At 65.0% G+C, this 17,109-nt stretch carries 16 protein-coding genes and 1 pseudogene; 11 read left to right on the forward strand and 6 right to left on the reverse strand.

The genetic code is table 11. The annotated features are described in order from the left end of the window. Window positions 1-296: 296 nt before the first annotated feature. The gene (locus tag OHO83_RS09230; protein WP_330279154.1) at window positions 297-701 is read right to left on the reverse strand and encodes a DUF4265 domain-containing protein; all 405 of its coding nucleotides are present in this window, start codon (window positions 699-701) and stop codon (window positions 297-299) included. An 80-nt stretch (window positions 702-781) separates the two neighbouring features. Next, window positions 782-1,629 (reverse strand): IS5 family transposase gene (locus OHO83_RS09235; RefSeq protein ID WP_443066036.1). Its coding sequence is split into 2 segments (ribosomal slippage): window positions 782-1,284 and window positions 1,284-1,629, totalling 849 coding nucleotides; the frame shifts between segments, so codons are not numbered across the junction. A 763-nt stretch (window positions 1,630-2,392) separates the two neighbouring features. Between OHO83_RS09235 and OHO83_RS09240 the strand changes: the two genes are divergently transcribed. The 5 genes from OHO83_RS09240 (at window position 2,393) to OHO83_RS09260 (ending at window position 10,429) form a co-directional block, all read left to right on the forward strand. Then, the gene (locus OHO83_RS09240) at window positions 2,393-3,571 is read left to right on the forward strand and encodes a restriction endonuclease (protein ID WP_330279156.1); all 1,179 of its coding nucleotides are present in this window, start codon (window positions 2,393-2,395) and stop codon (window positions 3,569-3,571) included. Between the two features lie 298 nt (window positions 3,572-3,869). Then, the gene (locus OHO83_RS09245) at window positions 3,870-4,565 is read left to right on the forward strand and encodes a hypothetical protein (protein ID WP_330279157.1); all 696 of its coding nucleotides are present in this window, start codon (window positions 3,870-3,872) and stop codon (window positions 4,563-4,565) included. Window positions 4,566-5,389: 824 nt separating this feature from the next. Then, window positions 5,390-7,348, forward strand: a complete 1,959-nt coding sequence (locus OHO83_RS09250; RefSeq protein WP_330279158.1) for a DNA/RNA helicase domain-containing protein — start codon at window positions 5,390-5,392, stop codon at window positions 7,346-7,348. Between the two features lie 148 nt (window positions 7,349-7,496). Then, the gene (locus tag OHO83_RS09255) at window positions 7,497-8,924 is read left to right on the forward strand and encodes a hypothetical protein (RefSeq protein ID WP_330279159.1); all 1,428 of its coding nucleotides are present in this window, start codon (window positions 7,497-7,499) and stop codon (window positions 8,922-8,924) included. A gap of 68 nt (window positions 8,925-8,992) precedes the next feature. After that, entirely contained in the window at window positions 8,993-10,429 is a 1,437-nt protein-coding gene (locus tag OHO83_RS09260) for an HsdM family class I SAM-dependent methyltransferase (protein WP_330279160.1), read from the forward strand. Between the two features lie 165 nt (window positions 10,430-10,594). On the opposite strand, the gene OHO83_RS09265 is transcribed toward OHO83_RS09260, so the two are convergent. After that, window positions 10,595-11,344 carry a hypothetical protein gene (locus OHO83_RS09265; RefSeq protein ID WP_330279161.1) on the reverse strand — a complete coding sequence of 250 codons (750 nt, stop codon included), beginning with the start codon at window positions 11,342-11,344 and terminating at the stop codon, window positions 10,595-10,597. Continuing rightward, window positions 11,293-11,715 (reverse strand): endonuclease NucS domain-containing protein, encoded by a 423-nt coding sequence (locus tag OHO83_RS09270; RefSeq protein WP_330279162.1) that lies wholly within the window; start codon window positions 11,713-11,715, stop codon window positions 11,293-11,295. Before OHO83_RS09270 ends, OHO83_RS09265 begins: the two co-directional genes overlap by 52 nt. Before the next feature lie 258 nt (window positions 11,716-11,973). Between OHO83_RS09270 and OHO83_RS09275 the strand changes: the two genes are divergently transcribed. Then, window positions 11,974-12,231, forward strand: coding sequence for a hypothetical protein (locus OHO83_RS09275; protein ID WP_330279163.1), 258 nt, complete (start codon window positions 11,974-11,976; stop codon window positions 12,229-12,231). A gap of 341 nt (window positions 12,232-12,572) precedes the next feature. Here OHO83_RS09275 and OHO83_RS09280 read toward each other — a convergent pair whose 3' ends face one another. Next, window positions 12,573-12,917, reverse strand: a complete 345-nt coding sequence (locus OHO83_RS09280; RefSeq protein ID WP_330279164.1) for a DUF6415 family natural product biosynthesis protein — start codon at window positions 12,915-12,917, stop codon at window positions 12,573-12,575. A gap of 216 nt (window positions 12,918-13,133) precedes the next feature. Here OHO83_RS09280 and OHO83_RS09285 point away from each other — a divergent pair, with 216 nt between their 5' ends. The 5 genes and pseudogenes from OHO83_RS09285 to OHO83_RS09305 all read left to right on the forward strand — a co-directional run bounded on the left by OHO83_RS09285 (window position 13,134) and on the right by OHO83_RS09305 (window position 15,612). Further along, window positions 13,134-13,406, forward strand: a complete 273-nt coding sequence (locus OHO83_RS09285; protein WP_330279165.1) for a hypothetical protein — start codon at window positions 13,134-13,136, stop codon at window positions 13,404-13,406. Continuing rightward, window positions 13,366-13,902, forward strand: coding sequence for a DUF6879 family protein (locus tag OHO83_RS09290; RefSeq protein ID WP_330279166.1), 537 nt, complete (start codon window positions 13,366-13,368; stop codon window positions 13,900-13,902). The genes OHO83_RS09285 and OHO83_RS09290 overlap by 41 nt, the downstream gene beginning before the upstream one ends. Window positions 13,903-13,926: 24 nt before the next feature. After that, window positions 13,927-14,778 (forward strand): helix-turn-helix domain-containing protein, encoded by an 852-nt coding sequence (locus tag OHO83_RS09295; protein ID WP_330279167.1) that lies wholly within the window; start codon window positions 13,927-13,929, stop codon window positions 14,776-14,778. Window positions 14,779-14,805: 27 nt separating this feature from the next. Then, window positions 14,806-15,098 (forward strand): annotated as a pseudogene (locus OHO83_RS09300) (NUDIX hydrolase); the annotation flags it as partial. 94 nt (window positions 15,099-15,192) lie between these two features. After that, window positions 15,193-15,612 carry an NUDIX hydrolase gene (locus OHO83_RS09305; RefSeq protein ID WP_330279168.1) on the forward strand — a complete coding sequence of 140 codons (420 nt, stop codon included), beginning with the start codon at window positions 15,193-15,195 and terminating at the stop codon, window positions 15,610-15,612. A 395-nt stretch (window positions 15,613-16,007) separates the two neighbouring features. Here the strand turns inward: OHO83_RS09305 and OHO83_RS09310 are convergent, their stop codons facing one another. Next, entirely contained in the window at window positions 16,008-16,136 is a 129-nt protein-coding gene (locus OHO83_RS09310) for an HAD hydrolase-like protein (protein ID WP_330279169.1), read from the reverse strand. Window positions 16,137-17,109 lie beyond the last annotated feature (973 nt).

Here is a 17,109-nt window from a genome sequence, read left to right on the forward strand (position 1 = left end):
CCACTCAGAACACCACCGCGGACGGCGCTATGAGCACAGTGCAGCCTGTCTCCCCCTGTACCAACTTCACCTTATGGACCACTACTGACATCCCATGGTTGCGCCGATCAGCCCGGAATATCCAGCGGTCGTCGTGACACTCTTCGCCAGGCGCCGCAGCATGCCCCCAACCGCTCCCGCGCCCTCGTCGGCCGTTGCAGTGCGCTCCCTCACCCAGAGCGAAGGTGCCAGTCCTCTGAGCAGGAAGGATCATTGAGGGCTTCCCGTAAGAACTCCTAACGGAATGAGTGTTCGAGTCAGGAGTCGATCTCCCAGTGAAGGGCACCGGCTTGAGCGGGTGCTTTGAGAGCCTCCGTGAGGGCGGCAGGGTCGGCGCCGGGCGGCAGGTCCACGGAGAGGTAAGTGCCCTGCAGCCACTCGTGTGGCAGGGCGGCTTCGACGACCTTGCCGTGCAGGAGCTCATGCAGTTGGTCCCGGTCCTGGTGGTCCGCAACGAGCGCGACGCGAAGAGTCCGGTGGCCGGACTTCTGCACCACAGAGGCCACCAGGTGGTTGCTGTCGATGGTCACCACATCGAGGTAGCAGATTCCGTAGGTGAAGAAAGGCAGGCAGGTCACCTCGAACCTGTCCTGAGCAAGCTGGCGGGTCCACAACTGCTCGCGCCAGCCGTCCTGTCGGTCCGAGAGGTCAGCGTGAATCATGTAGTTGGCAGGGCCCCGGCCGATGGGGTCCTCGTGCGTGATGATGGTGATGGGGTGCCTCCCGGAGCCGGATCGCGACCTCAAGATCCTGCCGCAGCGCCATCTGCTGGAACGTGGCGGGTCACGTTCAGTCGTCTCCAGCAGATGAGCGCGCATCCGAGGGTGAGGAAGGCTTCGTGGATGTCGTCTCGGATCTCCCAGCGGATCCGCAGGCGGCGAAACCAGTGCAGGTGGGCGAACGTCCGCTCCACGACCCAGCGTTGGGTGCCGAGTCCGGAGCCGTGCTCGGTGCCTCGGCGGGCGATCAGCGGTTTCACACCGAGCGCGCGGACGAGGCGGCGGTACTTGTCGTGGTCGTAGCCTCGGTCGCCGAGCACCACGTCGGGTCGGCGCCGGGGCCGGCCGCGCTTGCCCCGCACGGGCGGTACTCCTTCAAGTAGCGGGATGAGCTGGGTCACGTCGTTGCGGTTGCCGCCGGTCAGGGCGGCGGCGAGCGGGATGCCGGTGGCGTCAGTGATCAGGTGATGCTTGCTGCCGGTTCTGCCCCGGTCAACGGGGCTTCGTCCGGTCTTAGCTCCCCCTTTAACGCTCGGATGTGGGAGCCGTCGACCGCTGCCCGGGAGAAGTCCAGGGCGTTCACGCTGCGGAGTTTCGCAAGGAGAACCTCGTGCAACCGGGACCACACACCGGCCTCGGTCCACTCAGCCAGGCGCCGCCAGCAGGTCATGCCCGACCCAAAGCCCAGTTCCTGCGGCAGGTGTTCCCAGGAGATCCCGGTGTGCAGCACGAACAGGATGCCCTGGAACACCAGCCGATCCGGATGCCTCTTGCGTCCCGGATGCCGCGTGCGGCGCTCGACCCTGGGCAGCAGCGGCTCGATCACCGCCCACAGCTCGTCGTCCACTTCCCACGGCTTCGGCCGAGCCACCCCGCACCCCCAGATCACCGGTCCCGGAGCGATCCAACCACGTCGAAGATCATTTCGTTAGGAGTTCTAAGTGCGGAGAACACTGGACGAAGGGCCGCAACATGGCGTGTGGTCTGGGACCATCCCCCCGCGAGAAGCACTTCAGGCTGCCCTGTTCGCGGAGCGCAGCGACGGGACTGTCCCCCGTGGGTGCGCAGAGCACGGACTCTCCGTCGATCCGGCCGAGGTGCCAGGCCCCATCCGGGCAGGTCGCCGTCGACGAGATACCGCACCCCATCGAGCAGCTGGCGATGGCAAAGCCCTCCGGCTGTCCGCCCCGGCCCTCCAGCCAAGCCGGAACCGGCAGCAGCGACCGGATCGCATCCCATTCCGCGTCTCTCATGTCAGGTCGGATACCGGCGAACCCGTTCGGGATGATCAGCCGCGCCTCCGAAACGGTGAGCGACACAACCACACGATGGAAGAGCCGAGTTGAACTCCACCGGCGTGAGCGCGCCCAGCTGCGGCAACTGGGCCTCCTGGAACGCGGTTGGCTTCGCAACCCCGAGCTGCCAAGAGGCCCTGCCTTCATGTCCAGCCCGCCTGAGCATCGCCCGACCCAGATCCCCCTGCGAGTCGCCAGTCACCACGATCGGCAAGACAACAGGTACTTGGGCGGGGCACTCTGGCAGGCCGAAATGAAGTGATCAGCGTTCAGACTGAGTTGTCAGTGGTGCCTGGTAGATGTTGGAGCATGACCCTTCCTGCCGCTCCTGTGCCGCACGTGGCGTTCTCCGACCTGGAGACAGCTGACCTTCAAGTCGATGCGCTCTATCCCGGCGGGACCAGCGGCAACACCAGCGACGACCCGATGTCCAAGCTGATAAAGGGCGTCGGGAACCAGGGAGGCTTCCGGTACGCAGGCTCACCGGCCAAGGGAACGGTGAAGCTAGCCGTGCTCTACACAAGCGGCGGTGAGGTGGACTGGCCTGACCATCTCGACGTAGAGACCGGCACGTTCACCTACTACGGCGACAACCGGAGGCCTGGGCAGGGCCTCCACGGCACACCGCGGGCAGGGAACGTCCTGCTGCGAGACGTTTTCGCGGCTTCCCACGGCACCGCCGCGGACAGGGCCAAAGTGCCTCCCTTCTTCCTCTTCGAGAAGGCCGGGGCCACAGGGCGCTCCGTGCTCTTCCGCGGCCTCCTGGCCCCGGGAGGCCCGACCTTGACGTCGGATGATGAGCTGGCTGCCATCTGGAGGGCCACCGCCGGCCAGCGCTTCCAGAACTACCGGTCTCACTTCACCGTGCTCGACCACGACCTGGTTCCCCGGCCCTGGATCCAGCATCTGCTTGCAGGCGGTGACCCCCTCGGTGGCGGCTGCCCGAACGTGTGGCGGACCTGGGTCGAGGGCCGCGTCTACCGCCCGTTGATGGCGCCGGTGACGACGGCCATCCGGTCCCGGGCAGAGCAGCTTCCCGATGATGCAGCGGGCATCGCCATGCTGGAGGAGATCCGGGAGTACTTCCGCGGCCGCGAGCACGACTTCGAAGCCTGCGCGGTGGCCATCTGGCGGCTGATCGCGCGGAACACCGGGCCGGTTGACTTGACGCGGCCGAGCAGGGACGGCGGCCGCGATGCCGTGGGCACTTACGGCCTGGGGCCGGCAGCAAGCCGCATCGCGATCGACTTCGCCCTGGAAGCAAAGTGCTACGCGGCGACCAACTCCGTCGGAGTCCGCGAGGTCTCCCGGCTGATCTCCCGGATCAGGCACCGGAACTTCGGCGTACTCGTGGCAACGTCCTACTTCCACAAGCAAGTCCAGGAAGAAGTCCACGAGGACGGCCACCCCATCGTCCTCGTCTCCGGCCGGGACATCATCGACGCTCTCCGCCAGGACGGCCGCACGACAGTCGGCACCGTCCGCCAGTGGCTCGAGCAGAGCTTCCCCAAGCCGTAACGAGCAGCGGCTGTCGCGAACACCGGTCACCGAGGCAGCCGCGAGCCCAATGCCGTCGTGTCCCCTGCGCAAGCCAGCGGCACGCCCAGCTTCAAAGAACCCGATCTTCCTAAGACGATGCTCGAGAGCTGGCATATGTCCATGATCTTACGATTACGCACCGTTGCGGCATGCTCACTGGCAACCCGAAACTTCTTGCCCGTGCTCGCTGAGGCCAGCAGGGGCTCATTGACGGGGGAGAAACATGACAGCCTGGAGACGCCTTCGGACCGACCTACAAGGTCGGCGCAACCTCGACGTGTACGCCACGATTGCCGTTGCCCTTGCCACCAGCATCCTTGCGGCCATCGATCTGGCTCCGACGGAGAAGATCATGGCCGCCGTCCTGGCGGTGCTCGCTGTCCTGGCTTTCAGCACACTGGCCACCCGCACCATGGTCGAGGACCTGGCCCGTTCCCGTGCCAGCGGCAGCGTCCGCTTCTTACCCGACTTCCCTGCTGACGTCGAAGAACGGCGCGAGAGGTCCACCGACATCTATCTGACTGGCGTCAGCCTGAGCCGAACGTTAGAAACCTCCTACCGGGCGTTTGAAAACACCCTGTCGTCCGGAGGCCGCATCAGGATCCTGCTGACCGATGCGGACGCGGACGACGCCGCGGTAACTACCCAGAACCGCCCGACACGACCGCGCCCCGACGAGATCAGGGACGAGATCCGCCAGTCCCTGCGCCTGCTCCAGCGCCTGTACACGGAGACCGGAGGACGACTGGAAGTACGCACGACACACACCGCGCTCAAGTTCGGCTTGAACTACATCGACGTGAACAAGGTGAACGCCCTGCTGTGCGTGCAGCTCTACTCCTTCGAAGTGGCTGGCGAGTCTCGCCCCATCTTTACACTTACCCGGGCAGACGATCCCTGGTTCGAGACCTTCCTAGAGCAGGCGGAACGACTGTGGGACGTTGCGCAGCCAATTCTTGTCCCCCGGCCGTAATCCATCCCATTTTCCGTCTGATTCAGCCACGCTCACAGCCGTTCAGACAGGACCATGCGTCAGGCTCGCCCCACGATCCAGCCGCCCACGAAGCTTCGCGCGTTGCGGCCCATTCGTGGAAACGAGTGGCTTCGCGAAGCACGAAACAGCTTGCCGACCTGCTGAAACGTGCAAGATGCACGGGGCCTCCAGAGCCGTGTGCCGTAGCTGAGCAGTGTTGACACTGGCCGGCTGTACGGTCCGCCCATGAGTGGATGACCTACGACAGGTTGACGCGAAGGCGTAGAGAAGGAGCAGCGCGAGCTGGCTGCCGGAACGGTGGATCCGGACTGTGCATGTATGGCGAACTTGGTCCCGGAGAGCCTGACTACCGCCGCCTGCAATGTCCGGGGCGCCTTCGAAGCGGAAATCTCAGCACGAGACCGCGAGGTTTGGGGCGATACCACATCTGCGGCCGACAGCCGTTCGTTCAACTCGGGCGGGCCGGGGCCACGTTGTGGCAACTGACGGTCAATCATCAAACTTGTAGCCAACCCCACTGTGCCCGTGGGGCGTCGGAGGTCACTACGAGGCAGTCCTTGGGGGTGCTGCGGAGCGGACGCCGCCGGACCGCCCCGGGATGCTGATCCGCTGGGGTGTCTCGAGGCCTCGCGACGCGGAAGCGAGTCGGCGTCCTTCCCCTCAGCGGCGTCCGACTGCCCGGGACCTTGAAGGTAGCAGCTGGTGAACTGGCGGAAGATCGCTTGCTGTCACTTTGGGCCGCTGGGATAATCGTCCAACTCTTAGACGTCCACCGGCGTTTCGTATGGCCGCTGGTGTCTCCAATGCGTGAGATCGGGAGCGTGAGGGCAGTGGCTAGCGGGGGCACGTGGTCGGATCTGGAGGCGTTCTGGCCTGCTGAGGAGATGGTGCGTAATAGGGGGCGGCTCAGCAACAAGATTGCTGAGATCTATGAAGCCGCGCATCCCAACCATGCCAAGGCCTCTACTGCCGACAAGAAGACGTGGCGCGAGAGTCTCTACGAGGTCGCGACAGCCCTCAAGGACGTTGGTCTCGGGCAGGTGTATGTCTTCGTTGAGTACAGAGTTCACCCCACCATGAATCCGATCGATGTGGTCCTTGCCGGACAGCACCCCGACGGCGGACTAAGCTTCGCCGCCGTTGAACTGAAGCAGTGGGGCACCATCGAGCGGCCCGATCCAGCCAAGGGGACGGCCAAGCTGTGCGCTGCGTGCAAGCAGTCCACCACTGGGGAGCTCTGCGAAGACTGCGCTATTGGCTGCGTCTACGCGCCGTTCTACCGGCGGCACACAAAGCACCCCGCTGTGCAGGTGAAAGACAACCTGGAGGCGCTAAAGCGCCATCACAGCATGTTCGACGATCGGTACGTGCACCTCGCCGGCGCAGCCTACTTGCACAACCTGAGGGATCCCGACTGCCAGTGGATCAGCATGGTGCGACCGGTGCCGGGAGTTTCGACCTTCACGGCGCGGCAACCAGCCGATCTCCGTAAGTTCCTCACCCAGCACTTCAGTCCCGTCAAGGATGCCGAGGCAGCGCAGGCGCTCCTGGGCCGTCGCCGTGCCAGCTCTCTGCTCACGGACGAGATCGGGGCGATCGTCAACGGGCACACACGCTTCAGCCTGACGGAGAAGCAGCTCGAAGCTGTGGACCAGGTCATGGAATCGGTCGGGAAACCGTCGCCTGGCGCGAAGAAGGTGTACGTCATCAGCGGACGGCCAGGCACCGGAAAGTCGCTCCTGGCCCTGACGGCACTCGGCGAGGCGCTCAACAAGGGTTACGAAGCGCGATTTGTGTCGGGTGGTGTCGCATCCCGCGAAAATCTCAAGCGCGGTGCCAAGGGAAAGAAGAAGCACTTCACGACCTTGAACCAGGTCGCGAACAGGGTGGCACCCAACGGGCTCGACCTGCTGGTGTGCGACGAAGCGCACCGGCTTACCGAGCGGCCGCAGTCGGGCTCGTTCACGATGCGGCCCGGTGAGTCATCGGTGTCGGTGATCGTGACACGGGCCAGAGTCCCTGTCTTCTTTGTGGACGGAGACCAGCGGCTCTTCGCCGAGGATGCCTGGTCCGAAACGGATCTCATCGAGGCCATTCAGGACCTCAAGGCAGAGGTCGTGCCCATCAGGCTTGACAGGTCTCTTCGAGCGGTCGGAAGTTCCACCTACGACACCTGGGTGCGGCATCTCATGGCGGGCCGGCCTGTGCCGTGGAACGCGGACGCCGACGAGAATCCGGAGCCCTTCGGGCTCTACTACACCGACAGGGCGGCCCGGATGGAGGAGTTCCTCCAGTCCAAGCTTGACGCGGGGCACAGCGCCCGGATGACTGCCGGCATGTGCTGGGAGTGGACCGACACGTCCGGCACTTTCCCAGACGTCGCCCCGGAACCGGGGTGGGCTCGCCCATGGAACGCAGAGGACACGCACAGCACCCCAGGTGTTCCCTCACGCCGATTCTGGGCCACAGACGACGGAGGCTTCGGTCAGATCGGCTGCGTGCATACGGCCCAAGGCCTGGAATACGAGTGGGGCGGTGTCATCATGGGCCCTGACCTCAGATGGGCCGGGGGCTCTTGGGCCTTGGACCGGGGCTGGGTGAAGAGCAAGGCCATCCGAATCGACTCCGACGAAATATTGACGGAGCGACTTCGTAACGCCTACGGCGTACTGATGACTCGGTCCATCCGCGGCACGGTGCTGTACTCCACGGACCCGGCTACCACGCAACTCTTCGCCGAACTTGGCATTCCGAAGCTGTAATCGCAAGAGGGACAGGTCCGCACCCGAGGAATCGCCGCACAGTAACAGCTGCGGGGGACGCTGTGCCGGGCCAACTCTGGGCGTCTGCGGAGCTGACAAGCGAAATACTGTGCCCAGCCTGTGAGGCCGGGACGAAGGAGGATGGCCCGTGTCGGAACCGGAGTCCGCTTCCGGCTGGCCTGAAGTCCGGCTTGCCAGCGTCCTCGGCAGTCGATTGATCAGCGGTGGGTCCAAGTTCACCGGTGCCAACGGCGAATGGCGTCCCGCACCAGCAGACGAACCGCTAGGGCTAATGGCGACGAGAGGGCACCGGAACGTAGCAGTGGGCAGGGCAGGCGTCAGCGGGCCTCCTCCAGAGGTCGTTCGTGCAGGAGACTTTCTCGTCTGCCGCAACGCCGGAACACCAGATCGCCTCGGGCAGGGAGTACTGGTCAAGGAAGAAACGCAACTGCTGAACTTCCCGAGCACGATGACACGAGTCCGCGTGCGCCCCACGCTCCTGCATCCCGCCTACCTGGAACAGCTGTGGCAGTCCTCCCATGTCCGAGAACAGGTCAAGGCCGCAGCACGCAGCGGCCGCACGCACTCGCTCACGATCAAGGCACTGCTGGGCATCAGGATTCCCCTGCCGCCACTTGCCCAGCAGGAACGCATCCTGGCGGCGCTTCGGACACGGCTCAAACGCCTGGACCGTGCCGAAGCAGCCCTTCGCCGGGCCTCTTTGGGAGTCACTGAGCTGCAGGACGCCGCCCATCATGTACTGACGGCGCGCTGCAATGCCGCTGCTCAAATGCTTCCCCACGGCTGGCGTTGGGGGCGCCTGGACGAGGTCATCGAGCGGATCGAGGCAGGTCACTCACCGCAGTGCCTCGAGAGGCCCGCCGAATCCGACGAGAGAGCAGTGATCAAGACCAGTGCCATCACCCGAGGGAGATTCCTCGAGGACGAGAACAAAGCAGTGCCCGCCGGAACGCTCCTCAAGGAACAGCACGAGATCAAGTCTGGCGACATCTTGCTGTGCCGCGCCAACAGCCTCGACCACGTCGGTGCGACCGTCCGCGTCACCGAATGCCGGCCTGGCCTGTATCTGAGCGACAAAAGCCTGCGATTAGTCCCGAAGCCCGGCATCGATCACCAATGGCTGGTGCCGCTGCTGACAACCCCCTACGTACGGGCAGAGATCGCGCGACGGAGCAACGGCACTCTGTCGTCGATGCGCAACATCACGCAAACCAGTCTGCAAGACGTTCCGATCCCCATTGCCCCACTGCACGACCAGGTGCGGCTGGGCCGACAAGCCACTCAAAGCCGGCACGCAGCGGACCACCTGCATCTGCGGGTGCACAAGGCCCTGGAGTCATCGGCCCTGCTGCGCAGGGCGCTGGCTGATGTGGCGTCCGCCGGACGGATCAAGAGTCCTGATAGCAGTAGCCTGCCGCAGGAGGAGATCGCCCCACACCTCCCGCCGCAGCCGTCTGCCGGCGACTCGACTGCCCGCCAGGTGCACACCCCAGGGACGGCCGCTCATCAGCACAGCCGGAACGTTGTCCCCGTACAACTGGAGCTTGAGCTATGACCCACGCCTCTGCCCCCGCGACAGACCGAGGATCGCACGGCTCGAAGTCACACATCACCAAGCGGCTCTTGGAGGGCTACAACCTGCTGTATGACGGCGGGCTGTCGGCCGTGGAAGCCGTCGAGCAGCTCACGTATCTGCTCGTGCTCAAACTTGAGGACGAGGAGCGCCAGACTGCAGTATCCGGCGAACAGCCCGAGGCGCCCACACCACACGGTTGGTCATCGCTGACAAAGAAGAGGTCAGGGCCGCTGGTCGCCCAGTACACCCAGATACTGGCCCAGCGTTCGTCCAGTACCTCCGGCACCGCCGTGGACGCTGTCTTCGCCGGCGCACAGAACCACATTTCCGATCCTGCACTGCTGCAGCGACTCATTCTCGACCTCTTCGATGTGGAGCGATGGAATGGGTATGGGGAGAGCCTGCTGGGCGAGGCATACGGCGAGCTCTTGCAAAGAACGATGAACGAGAGAAGATCTGGCGCCGGTCAGTTCTTCACTCCCCGCCCGCTCATCGAGGCCATCGTCGAAGTGCTCCAACCAGCGCTCACCGACACCATCAACGATCCAGCCTGCGGCATGGGCGGCTTCCTCCTCGGTGCACACGACTATCTCGCACGGCAGTTGGCCAGCTCCACCTCTGACGAAGAGTGCCAGTACGGCAGCCAACAGCGCCGGGGAGCCGAGCTGGTCCCTGGTGCAGCCCGGCTGGCAACCGCGAACCTGCTGTTACACGGAGCCGTCACCGCCGGGCAGCCGGCACCGATCTCCGTGAGGGACGCGCTCGCTCAACAGCCCGACAGAAAAGCCTCGCTGGTGCTCACTCATCCGCCGTTCGGTAAGCATGCAGAGCTCTTCGGGGAGGGCTCCCGCCACACGTATGAGCGGCCAGACTTCATGACCGTCTCGACCGACAAGCAGATCAATTTCCTGCAGCACGTCATGTCACTGATAGCCGTGCGGGGACGCGCAGCCGTTGTCGTATCCGACAACGTCCTCTTCGCCCAGGGCGCGGCAGAGACCATCCGACGAGACCTGCTGAACAGGTTCGACGTCCACACCATCCTCAGGCTGCCTACAGGCACCTTCCCCTCAGCCAGCGGCGTCAGGGCGAGTGTCATCTTCTTCGACCAGCACGCAAATCATGCGGGCGAGTTTCCTCAAACATCCGGAATCTGGGTCTACGACCTGCGTCCAAGACGACCATTCGACGCCAGCAGCAGTCCGCTCAACCAACGGGTCCTGAACGAATTCGTGTCCGCATACGGTCCGGGTCTCTACCGAACGGATCGCCGGGAGACAGAACACTTCCGATACTTCGACATACACGATGTGCTCGAGCATGATCACGCAAGCCTTGATCTCACACCGCAAAACGAAGACTCAGAGGAGGGGCCTCTCGCTACTCCCGAAGAGATCGCCCAAGGAGTTCTTAACGATCTGCACATAGCTCTCCAGGAGTTCAAGGAGCTGACTGCGGAGCTACGGCACGACGACGCCGAGTGAGCAGCCTATCGGCAGCGGCGCCGGCTTCGCCTGCCTCTAGGGGCCGCAACCAGTGCCGGCCCCTCGTGAACTGCCGGGACCGCAGGCACCTCTGTTCCGAGAGCGGACCGAACCACGCGCACGGCGGCGCCTACTTCGCAGGCCTCTCAATGACGCAACTTCAGGTCAGGCATCAGGGGAGCCTTGATCAATGCCGAAGTGGCGGGAGACCTCTTCAATCGTGAAGCGGGCACGGAGTTTACAGGCGGAGTTCTGGTTGGCGAAGAACCCCGTGCGCCACAACGCCTCTTCACGCGGCACAGCACGCTGCCAGGTAACCGGGACGATCCACTCACGAGCATCCTCCCCGTCCCGGTCTGTCCTCTCCCCGGCACATCGATAGGTGCCTGCCAGGGAAAGATCGGCCATCCGCTGTCTGTCACCGTCGAGGCCGAGTGCGGCGTCCTCGAACGGTTGGGGTTCGCCGGAGACCGTGCCGACGCCCACGTAGCCCACTTTGGGGACATGAGTGAACACCCGCGCTCCCAGTGGCAAGGACCGGATCGTCCGAGAGAACCACTCCCCGCCGCCAGCCGACACGAATCCGTAGCGAAGGGCGTCATCCCAGTTCCGGCCGCCGGGCTCATCGCCAAACGACACATACCAGTCCGTCCCGTTCCACGGCTCCCGCTTTCCGCGTCCCTTCGCTCCGGCCGACGGCGCCACGGCCTCTGCCTCGTCTATCAGCCAGGTACGGGCCAGGTAGGAGCGGCCATCGTCCTCGAAGTAGCGAAAGAAGAGCACGTTGACCGGAACCTGGAACCCAGAAGCCAGGTAGGTGACGATCCGCTCCGTCGCCGCGTCGATCTCACTCGCGACGATAGTCAGAGCGTGAGTCGCGTTGAGAGCTTCCGGCGGAGTGTCGCCGAACCGCACAGCAAACGCCTCTCCAATTCCTCCGCCAGCCCTCTGGCGCGGGCGTATGAGGTGTAGATGTCGCGGATCTGCTCGTTGGTGAGCTCCTGGACCCAGGAACCGTAATCGAGAACCTGAGCCACCACCTCGCGAGGCGTGCGATCTCGCTTGAGTTCCAGAACGTGCAAGCCCCCTTCAGCGTCCATGCCAAGGAGGTCGACGATCTTGCCGTACTGAGTGAGTACCTGCCGGCCGATCAATAGCAACGGATTCCCCAAGATGCCGGGGTCGGCCTCTATGAGCTCCTCCAGCCGAGACTCCAAAGGCATCGGCCGCGTAGCGACACGCACGGGCGTGTCGTCCACACGCCAGAGACCGAACTCCAGCGGCATCTCCGTTCCCCCTCCGCCCAGACCGCAGAGCCAGCTGACTCGGCATGACTCAAGAGAGTATGACGCCGAAGCGTCGTCCGCCGGCGGACCGCGTGTGAACCGGTTCCACATGATTGCCGTTGCAGCACAGCAGCGCAGTACAGCAACCATCACGACCGCAGCTGACCGCCAACGCCTTCCGGTGGCCGACTGACCATCCCGCCAGACCTCCATGACTTCCCAGCCGGGAGTTCAGGACCAAGAAGTCGTGCCAGAACCGTGCCGGGTCGTACGGGAAAGGCGCAGGCGCTGCAGCACAGCCAGCTGGCCGTCTACATGGCGGGCGACCATGACCCGGCCAAGCCGGGGCCGGAGCCGCCGCATCGGGCGTCCTTCCAGTTCACCGCCGCCCACGCCGCCTTGACGACTCCGGAGGATATGGCTCAGTTCCAGGCGCAGGGCAAGCTCGTCGACTACGACGCGGCGCACCCCGACGAGGTCGTGGTCACCCCGAGCGCCGGCAGGGCAGAGATGTGAGCGCCGACGGTCCTGGGGACCGTTCGCGTGATCCCGCCCGCCCCCCAGGGCGTGGGGCACGGCGAGGGCGGTGCATGTTGGGCGGGTTGCTCTCGCTACTCGGCCGTCGAGCGGCCCGCCTTGTCCCGCCGCCGGTCACCTTCAAGCACCCCGGCGGCGAGGGTCATAGTGGCGAATTCTGCGATGCGTCCGTGTCACGTATCGGGCCTTCTCGACGCACACCTCGTGCAACTCGACTGTCAGGCCGCCCGCCGACATTGAGTCCTTCATGTACGACCTTGTCTTCTCGCCCGATTCGATCGGCTGGTCGCAGTACCAGCAGAACCGCACGCCCTCGGCGCTCATCGGTCGCCGCCGGCGAACTGATCGAGTGTGCGCAGGCAGCGCCCGAGCTCGGCGATCGCGAGTGCCGCGGCGAGAGGGCTGGGGCTGAGGCCCTGGGCCAGCTCCGCCTTCGTCCTGACGAGGGCGCCTTCGCGGGCGTACGAGGCTGTCGTGCGCTCGGTGATCTGCTCGATCTGCTCCTCAACGCGAGGGATGAGGTCCCGAAGTTCTGCCCGGATTTCAAGGTTGAGCTCCTGCAAGCCGGCGAGGCCGGGCACAGTGCGTGTGACCGACATGGCTTCCTGGATCAGCCCGGGGATCCGGCCGGCTGCTCGTGCTGGGGCGTCTTCGGTGGTGGGCATGTGCGCCTCCGCAGGGCTATGCCGCTCGCTTCGAGCGGTGGTCGTTGCCGCGTGCTTCGACGGTAGGAGCGGGGCGTGTGGCAACTCCACTTCCGTGCATGGATGTGCATGGATCGTGTCAGCCTGTGTATATGACGCGTTTGCGGTCTTGACTCGGTGGTCCAACGGGATGACGGTGGTGCACATCTGAGCACGGTTCATGAGGAGAGGGCAGCCATGGCCTTACAGTTCATCGGCATTGACCCGAACACAGGGCAGAGCGGATCCCCCACGGCCTGGGTCGACTCGGCGACAGCCGACATCGTCTTGCAGAGTTACACCGCCGACGAGGCGACCCGTGCCGAGTGCATCGAGAACACCGCGCCCGGACACGCGAAGGGAATCCCCGCGCACGAGACGGTGATCCGTATCCCGGCTCACCTGGTACCCATGCTGAGGGAGGCATGTGATGTCGCCGAGCAGCGAGCTGAACTTCAACGACCTGCTTGAGGCCAGCACACGGTCGGCCGTCCACCTGGAGATGCGGGACGTCTACGGCGTCGGCGACGAGTCCGAAGACTTCGAGCGCTGGCAGCGCACCGGCGAGCGCGACGCTGACCCCGGCTCCGCCTACTGGGCGCCCTGGGTTGACCTGATCTCCCGGGCCGCGGCCCGCGGAGTCCAGGTCCGCCGGGCGCGCATCGTGTCCGAGCCGGTGACCGACTACATCCGGTACGAACACGCGGGCACGGACGTCAACGTGCACGCGGGCGAGCAGGTGCGGTGGCTACCACGCCGGCAGGCCGTCGACCTGCTCGTGCCAGGCTGCGACCTGTGGATCTTCGACGGGGAACGGGTTCTGTTCAACCACTTCACCGGTGCCGGCGACTGGTCGCCACCCGGTCTGGAGCTGCGAACTGACCCAGCTGTGGTGAAGCAGTGCGTCGACGCGTTTGAAGCTGTCTGGGCGCGGGCCAATCCCCACCGCGACTACAAGATCCGCTAGGCAAGGAACAGGTCAGGCCAGCTCATGCCCAACTCCCCGTCATCGTCCGCGCAGGCAGCCCGCGAAGCCGTGGCTGGGCGCCTGCGTAGCATACGCAAGACTGCCGGGCTGACGGTCGTCGAGCTGGCCGACCGATGCGGATGGCACCACGCCAAGACATCTCGCATCGAGCACGCCAAGACACCGCCCTCGCCCACCGACATCCGTCTGTGGTGCTCCCATTGCCAAGCCAGCGAGCAGATCGAAGACTTGATTGCCGCGTCCCTCAATGCCGAGTCGCAGTACAGCGAGTGGCGGCGTCGGACCCGGCACGGGCTGCGCCAATTGCAGGACAGCTACCTGGATCTGTTCCGGTCCACGCGACTGTTCCGCGTCTACTCGCCCACGCTGGTGCCTGGCCTGCTGCAGACGGAGGGGTACGCGCGTGGCCTGCTGGGCGCGAACGCAGATCTCCTCGACGTGCCGAACGATGCTGCGGCTGCGGCCGAGGCGAGAGTCCAGCGGTCGCAGATCATCCACCAGGCGGGGCACCGCTTCCTTCTGGTCATCGAGGAAGGCGCGCTCCGCTACCAGCTGGGCGATCACGACGCCATGGCTGCCCAGCTCGGATACCTGCTGACCGCGGGCGCCATGCCAGCCGTGTCGCTCGGCATCATCCCGTCGGACACTGCGGAACGGATCGTCTGGCCAACCGAGTTGTTCCACGTCTACGACGACACCCTCGTCTCCGTGGAACTGCTGTCTGCCCAGGTGAACGTGACGCAGCCGTCCGAGATCGCCCTGTACCTGAAGGCGTTCGAGCAGCTGCGGAGCATGGCCGTATACGGGGCCGACGCGCGGGCGCTGATCGTGAAGGCCATCGACGCCCTGCACTGACCCCTGACCGCATAGAGCATGCGACACGTCGAAGAGACTCCCAAGGCAGGTGTACGACGCGAGGTCAGAGAAGAGACCGGCGTCCACGTCGAGGTAACGAGCTTGCCGGCGTCTACAAGAACATGACCCGAGGCGTCGTCGCCCTCGTGTTCCGCTGCAAGCCGCGGGCGAACGTCGAGTGGGTCGAAGGCCGTTGAGCGGCTGACGCTCGCAAAGGTCACGCAGTACATGGCCGAGGTCTACTCGATCCGGCTCCTGGACGCCCTCGATGGAGCAGGCCCCACGTGCGGAGCCACGACGGCAAGCACCTGACACCAGCGCGATTGGACTTTCCTACTTCATCAAAGCCCCGGCTGCGCTCCGCTCTGCCGGGCGCCTTAACTGGCCGGGGCACAGCGCTGGCAGACTGCTCATGTGTCGACTTCTACGCAAGGCACTACTCGGGCTCGGATCGTTGCGGCGTTCCTGAGCGACGGCAACAGGGTGTTGTTGTGTCACCGATCTCCGCAGCGCCGCTGGTACCCCGACGTATGGGACCTACCCGGTGGGCATGTGGAACCTGGAGAGCTTCCCGCTGCGGCGCTTGCAAGAGAGCTCCTCGAGGAGCTCGGGATCGAGGTCGCAGTGCCTGCGGGCCCGCCCATGCAGCAGATCCATACCGACGCTTTCGACATGCAGATCTGGCTGATCGACAGTTGGAGGGGAGCTCCCGTCAACGCCGCGTTGGACGAACACGATGCCATCGCGTGGTTCCAGGAAAACGAACTCGGAGAACTGTGCCTCGCTCACGACAGCTATCTTGCGATGTTCACGAAGGCACTCGCCGTGCGCTGAGCTTGACCGCCACCCCAGCGCACTACAGCAGCGAATTCTCAAGCCCGTGCCAGATCCATGCCAGGTTGGGCGGGGGGGGAACTGCAGAGAATGGCGGACAGCGAGCCCCTCGCGTCGAGGGGGCAGTCAGGTCACTCCGCTGAACGTCAGACGCCAAACTCCCCCTAGATCACCGAGCTCGCCAAGCTTATGGCGCTCTTCGGCCGCGATTCTGGGCAACCGGATGCTGGAAATCCTCAAGTGAGCGTGGACGACATGACAGATGCGGACACCGCCTGGAAGGTCGCGATCATCACCGGTGCCAGCGGGGGCGTCGACTCCGCCGTCGTCGTCACTCCACCCGGCAAGCAAAGCCAACCCCAGCACATAACCAGGTTGGGGGGGCGAATCGGGCACTAGGGTACCAGCATGACGTCGGGCTTGCGGAGGCCATCGGCCCATTCACGACCATGGGCCACCCAGAGTGTCCGAAGCCCCGCCGCCTTCGCCCCGCCCGTGTCCGTCGCGGGGTTGTCGCCGCCCATCCGCCCACCAGCGCTGAGCGCAACTCTGCGTCGCCGGAAAACACGGTCCTACTGAACCGAGCATCGCCGGAAAACACAGCCCCGTTGAACCGGGCGGTGCCGACACGAGAGCACTCGGAGGCTGGGTCATGGAGTGCGGCCAGAAGTTCCCGGAGCAGGCTCTCTGCAATGGGTGTGCCGCGAAGGTCGAGGTCACTGCCGGCCACCAGAGTCCTGAGGTGAGTGCTCCGATCGGTCTCCGTGAGGTGAGTCAGGCAGTCGCGGTACGGGGAGACCTGACGACCACGACAGCCAACCGGGTCACTGATCGGGTCCGCTCCGTGTGCGCAGTGCGGCCAGGACGGTGGTGGCGACGAGTTGGGCGGGACGGCGGAGGCTGTCATGCCCACTGGGACGTACGCGATCCATGCCTGGTTGCTGGTGGCGGCTCAGAGTGATCGGTTGCCCGATCCGGCACGAGCATTGAGCGGAGTCAACGTGGGCCGGCCTTCGCCAGCACCCGAACCTGTGTCACCTCCGATGGAAACGACGACACAGATTCACCGCCGAGAGTCTCCGAGAGTCAGTGGGGTTTATGACGGCTCTTCGCTCCAGCCCGTAGCCTTTTCGATCTTCTTGTTGTTCGCCTCCTCATGGCCGTCGATGTAGCCCTCGTACTCCCGGTGGATGGCCTCGGGCGAGTTGCCGGCGGCGGGCGGCCTCTGCCAAAGGGACTCTCGCGTTAAGCCAGTTCGTGATGCGGTGCGCCTCAGGTCGTAGGGCCGGTGCGCGAGCGGCGAGTCCACCTTGTCCGGCCGGGAGCGCGATGGGGCGGCGTCCTGCCAGACCCTTCAGAAGCTCGACGTTCCCAACACCTCGCTTCGCTCGTTGGCGAAGATCCGGCCGTTCGTGGCGACCCCGAACGCCGTGATGTGCTCGCGCAGCATCGCGACCAGCGGGGGCGGGAATTGGGGACCGGTCGGTCCGCCTTGAC

It is taken from the genome of Streptomyces sp. NBC_00569 (assembly GCF_036345255.1).
Taxonomy (GTDB): Bacteria; Actinomycetota; Actinomycetes; order Streptomycetales; family Streptomycetaceae; genus Streptomyces.

Excerpts from the sequence above, each read along its gene's own strand:
- OHO83_RS09295 (WP_330279167.1), top strand. The coding sequence starts at position 13,927 with ATGCCCAACTCCCCGTCATCGTCCGCGCAGGCAGCCCGCGAAGCCGTG.
- OHO83_RS09270 (WP_330279162.1), bottom strand. The coding sequence starts at position 11,715 with ATGCCGCTGGAGTTCGGTCTCTGGCGTGTGGACGACACGCCCGTGCGT.
- OHO83_RS09310 (WP_330279169.1), bottom strand. The coding sequence starts at position 16,136 with ATGGGCGGCGACAACCCCGCGACGGACACGGGCGGGGCGAAGGCGGCG.
- OHO83_RS09290 (WP_330279166.1), top strand. The coding sequence starts at position 13,366 with ATGTCGCCGAGCAGCGAGCTGAACTTCAACGACCTGCTTGAGGCCAGC.
- OHO83_RS09250 (WP_330279158.1), top strand. The coding sequence starts at position 5,390 with ATGCGTGAGATCGGGAGCGTGAGGGCAGTGGCTAGCGGGGGCACGTGG.
- OHO83_RS09285 (WP_330279165.1), top strand. The coding sequence starts at position 13,134 with ATGGCCTTACAGTTCATCGGCATTGACCCGAACACAGGGCAGAGCGGA.
- OHO83_RS09230 (WP_330279154.1), bottom strand. The coding sequence starts at position 701 with ATGATTCACGCTGACCTCTCGGACCGACAGGACGGCTGGCGCGAGCAG.
- OHO83_RS09280 (WP_330279164.1), bottom strand. The coding sequence starts at position 12,917 with ATGCCCACCACCGAAGACGCCCCAGCACGAGCAGCCGGCCGGATCCCC.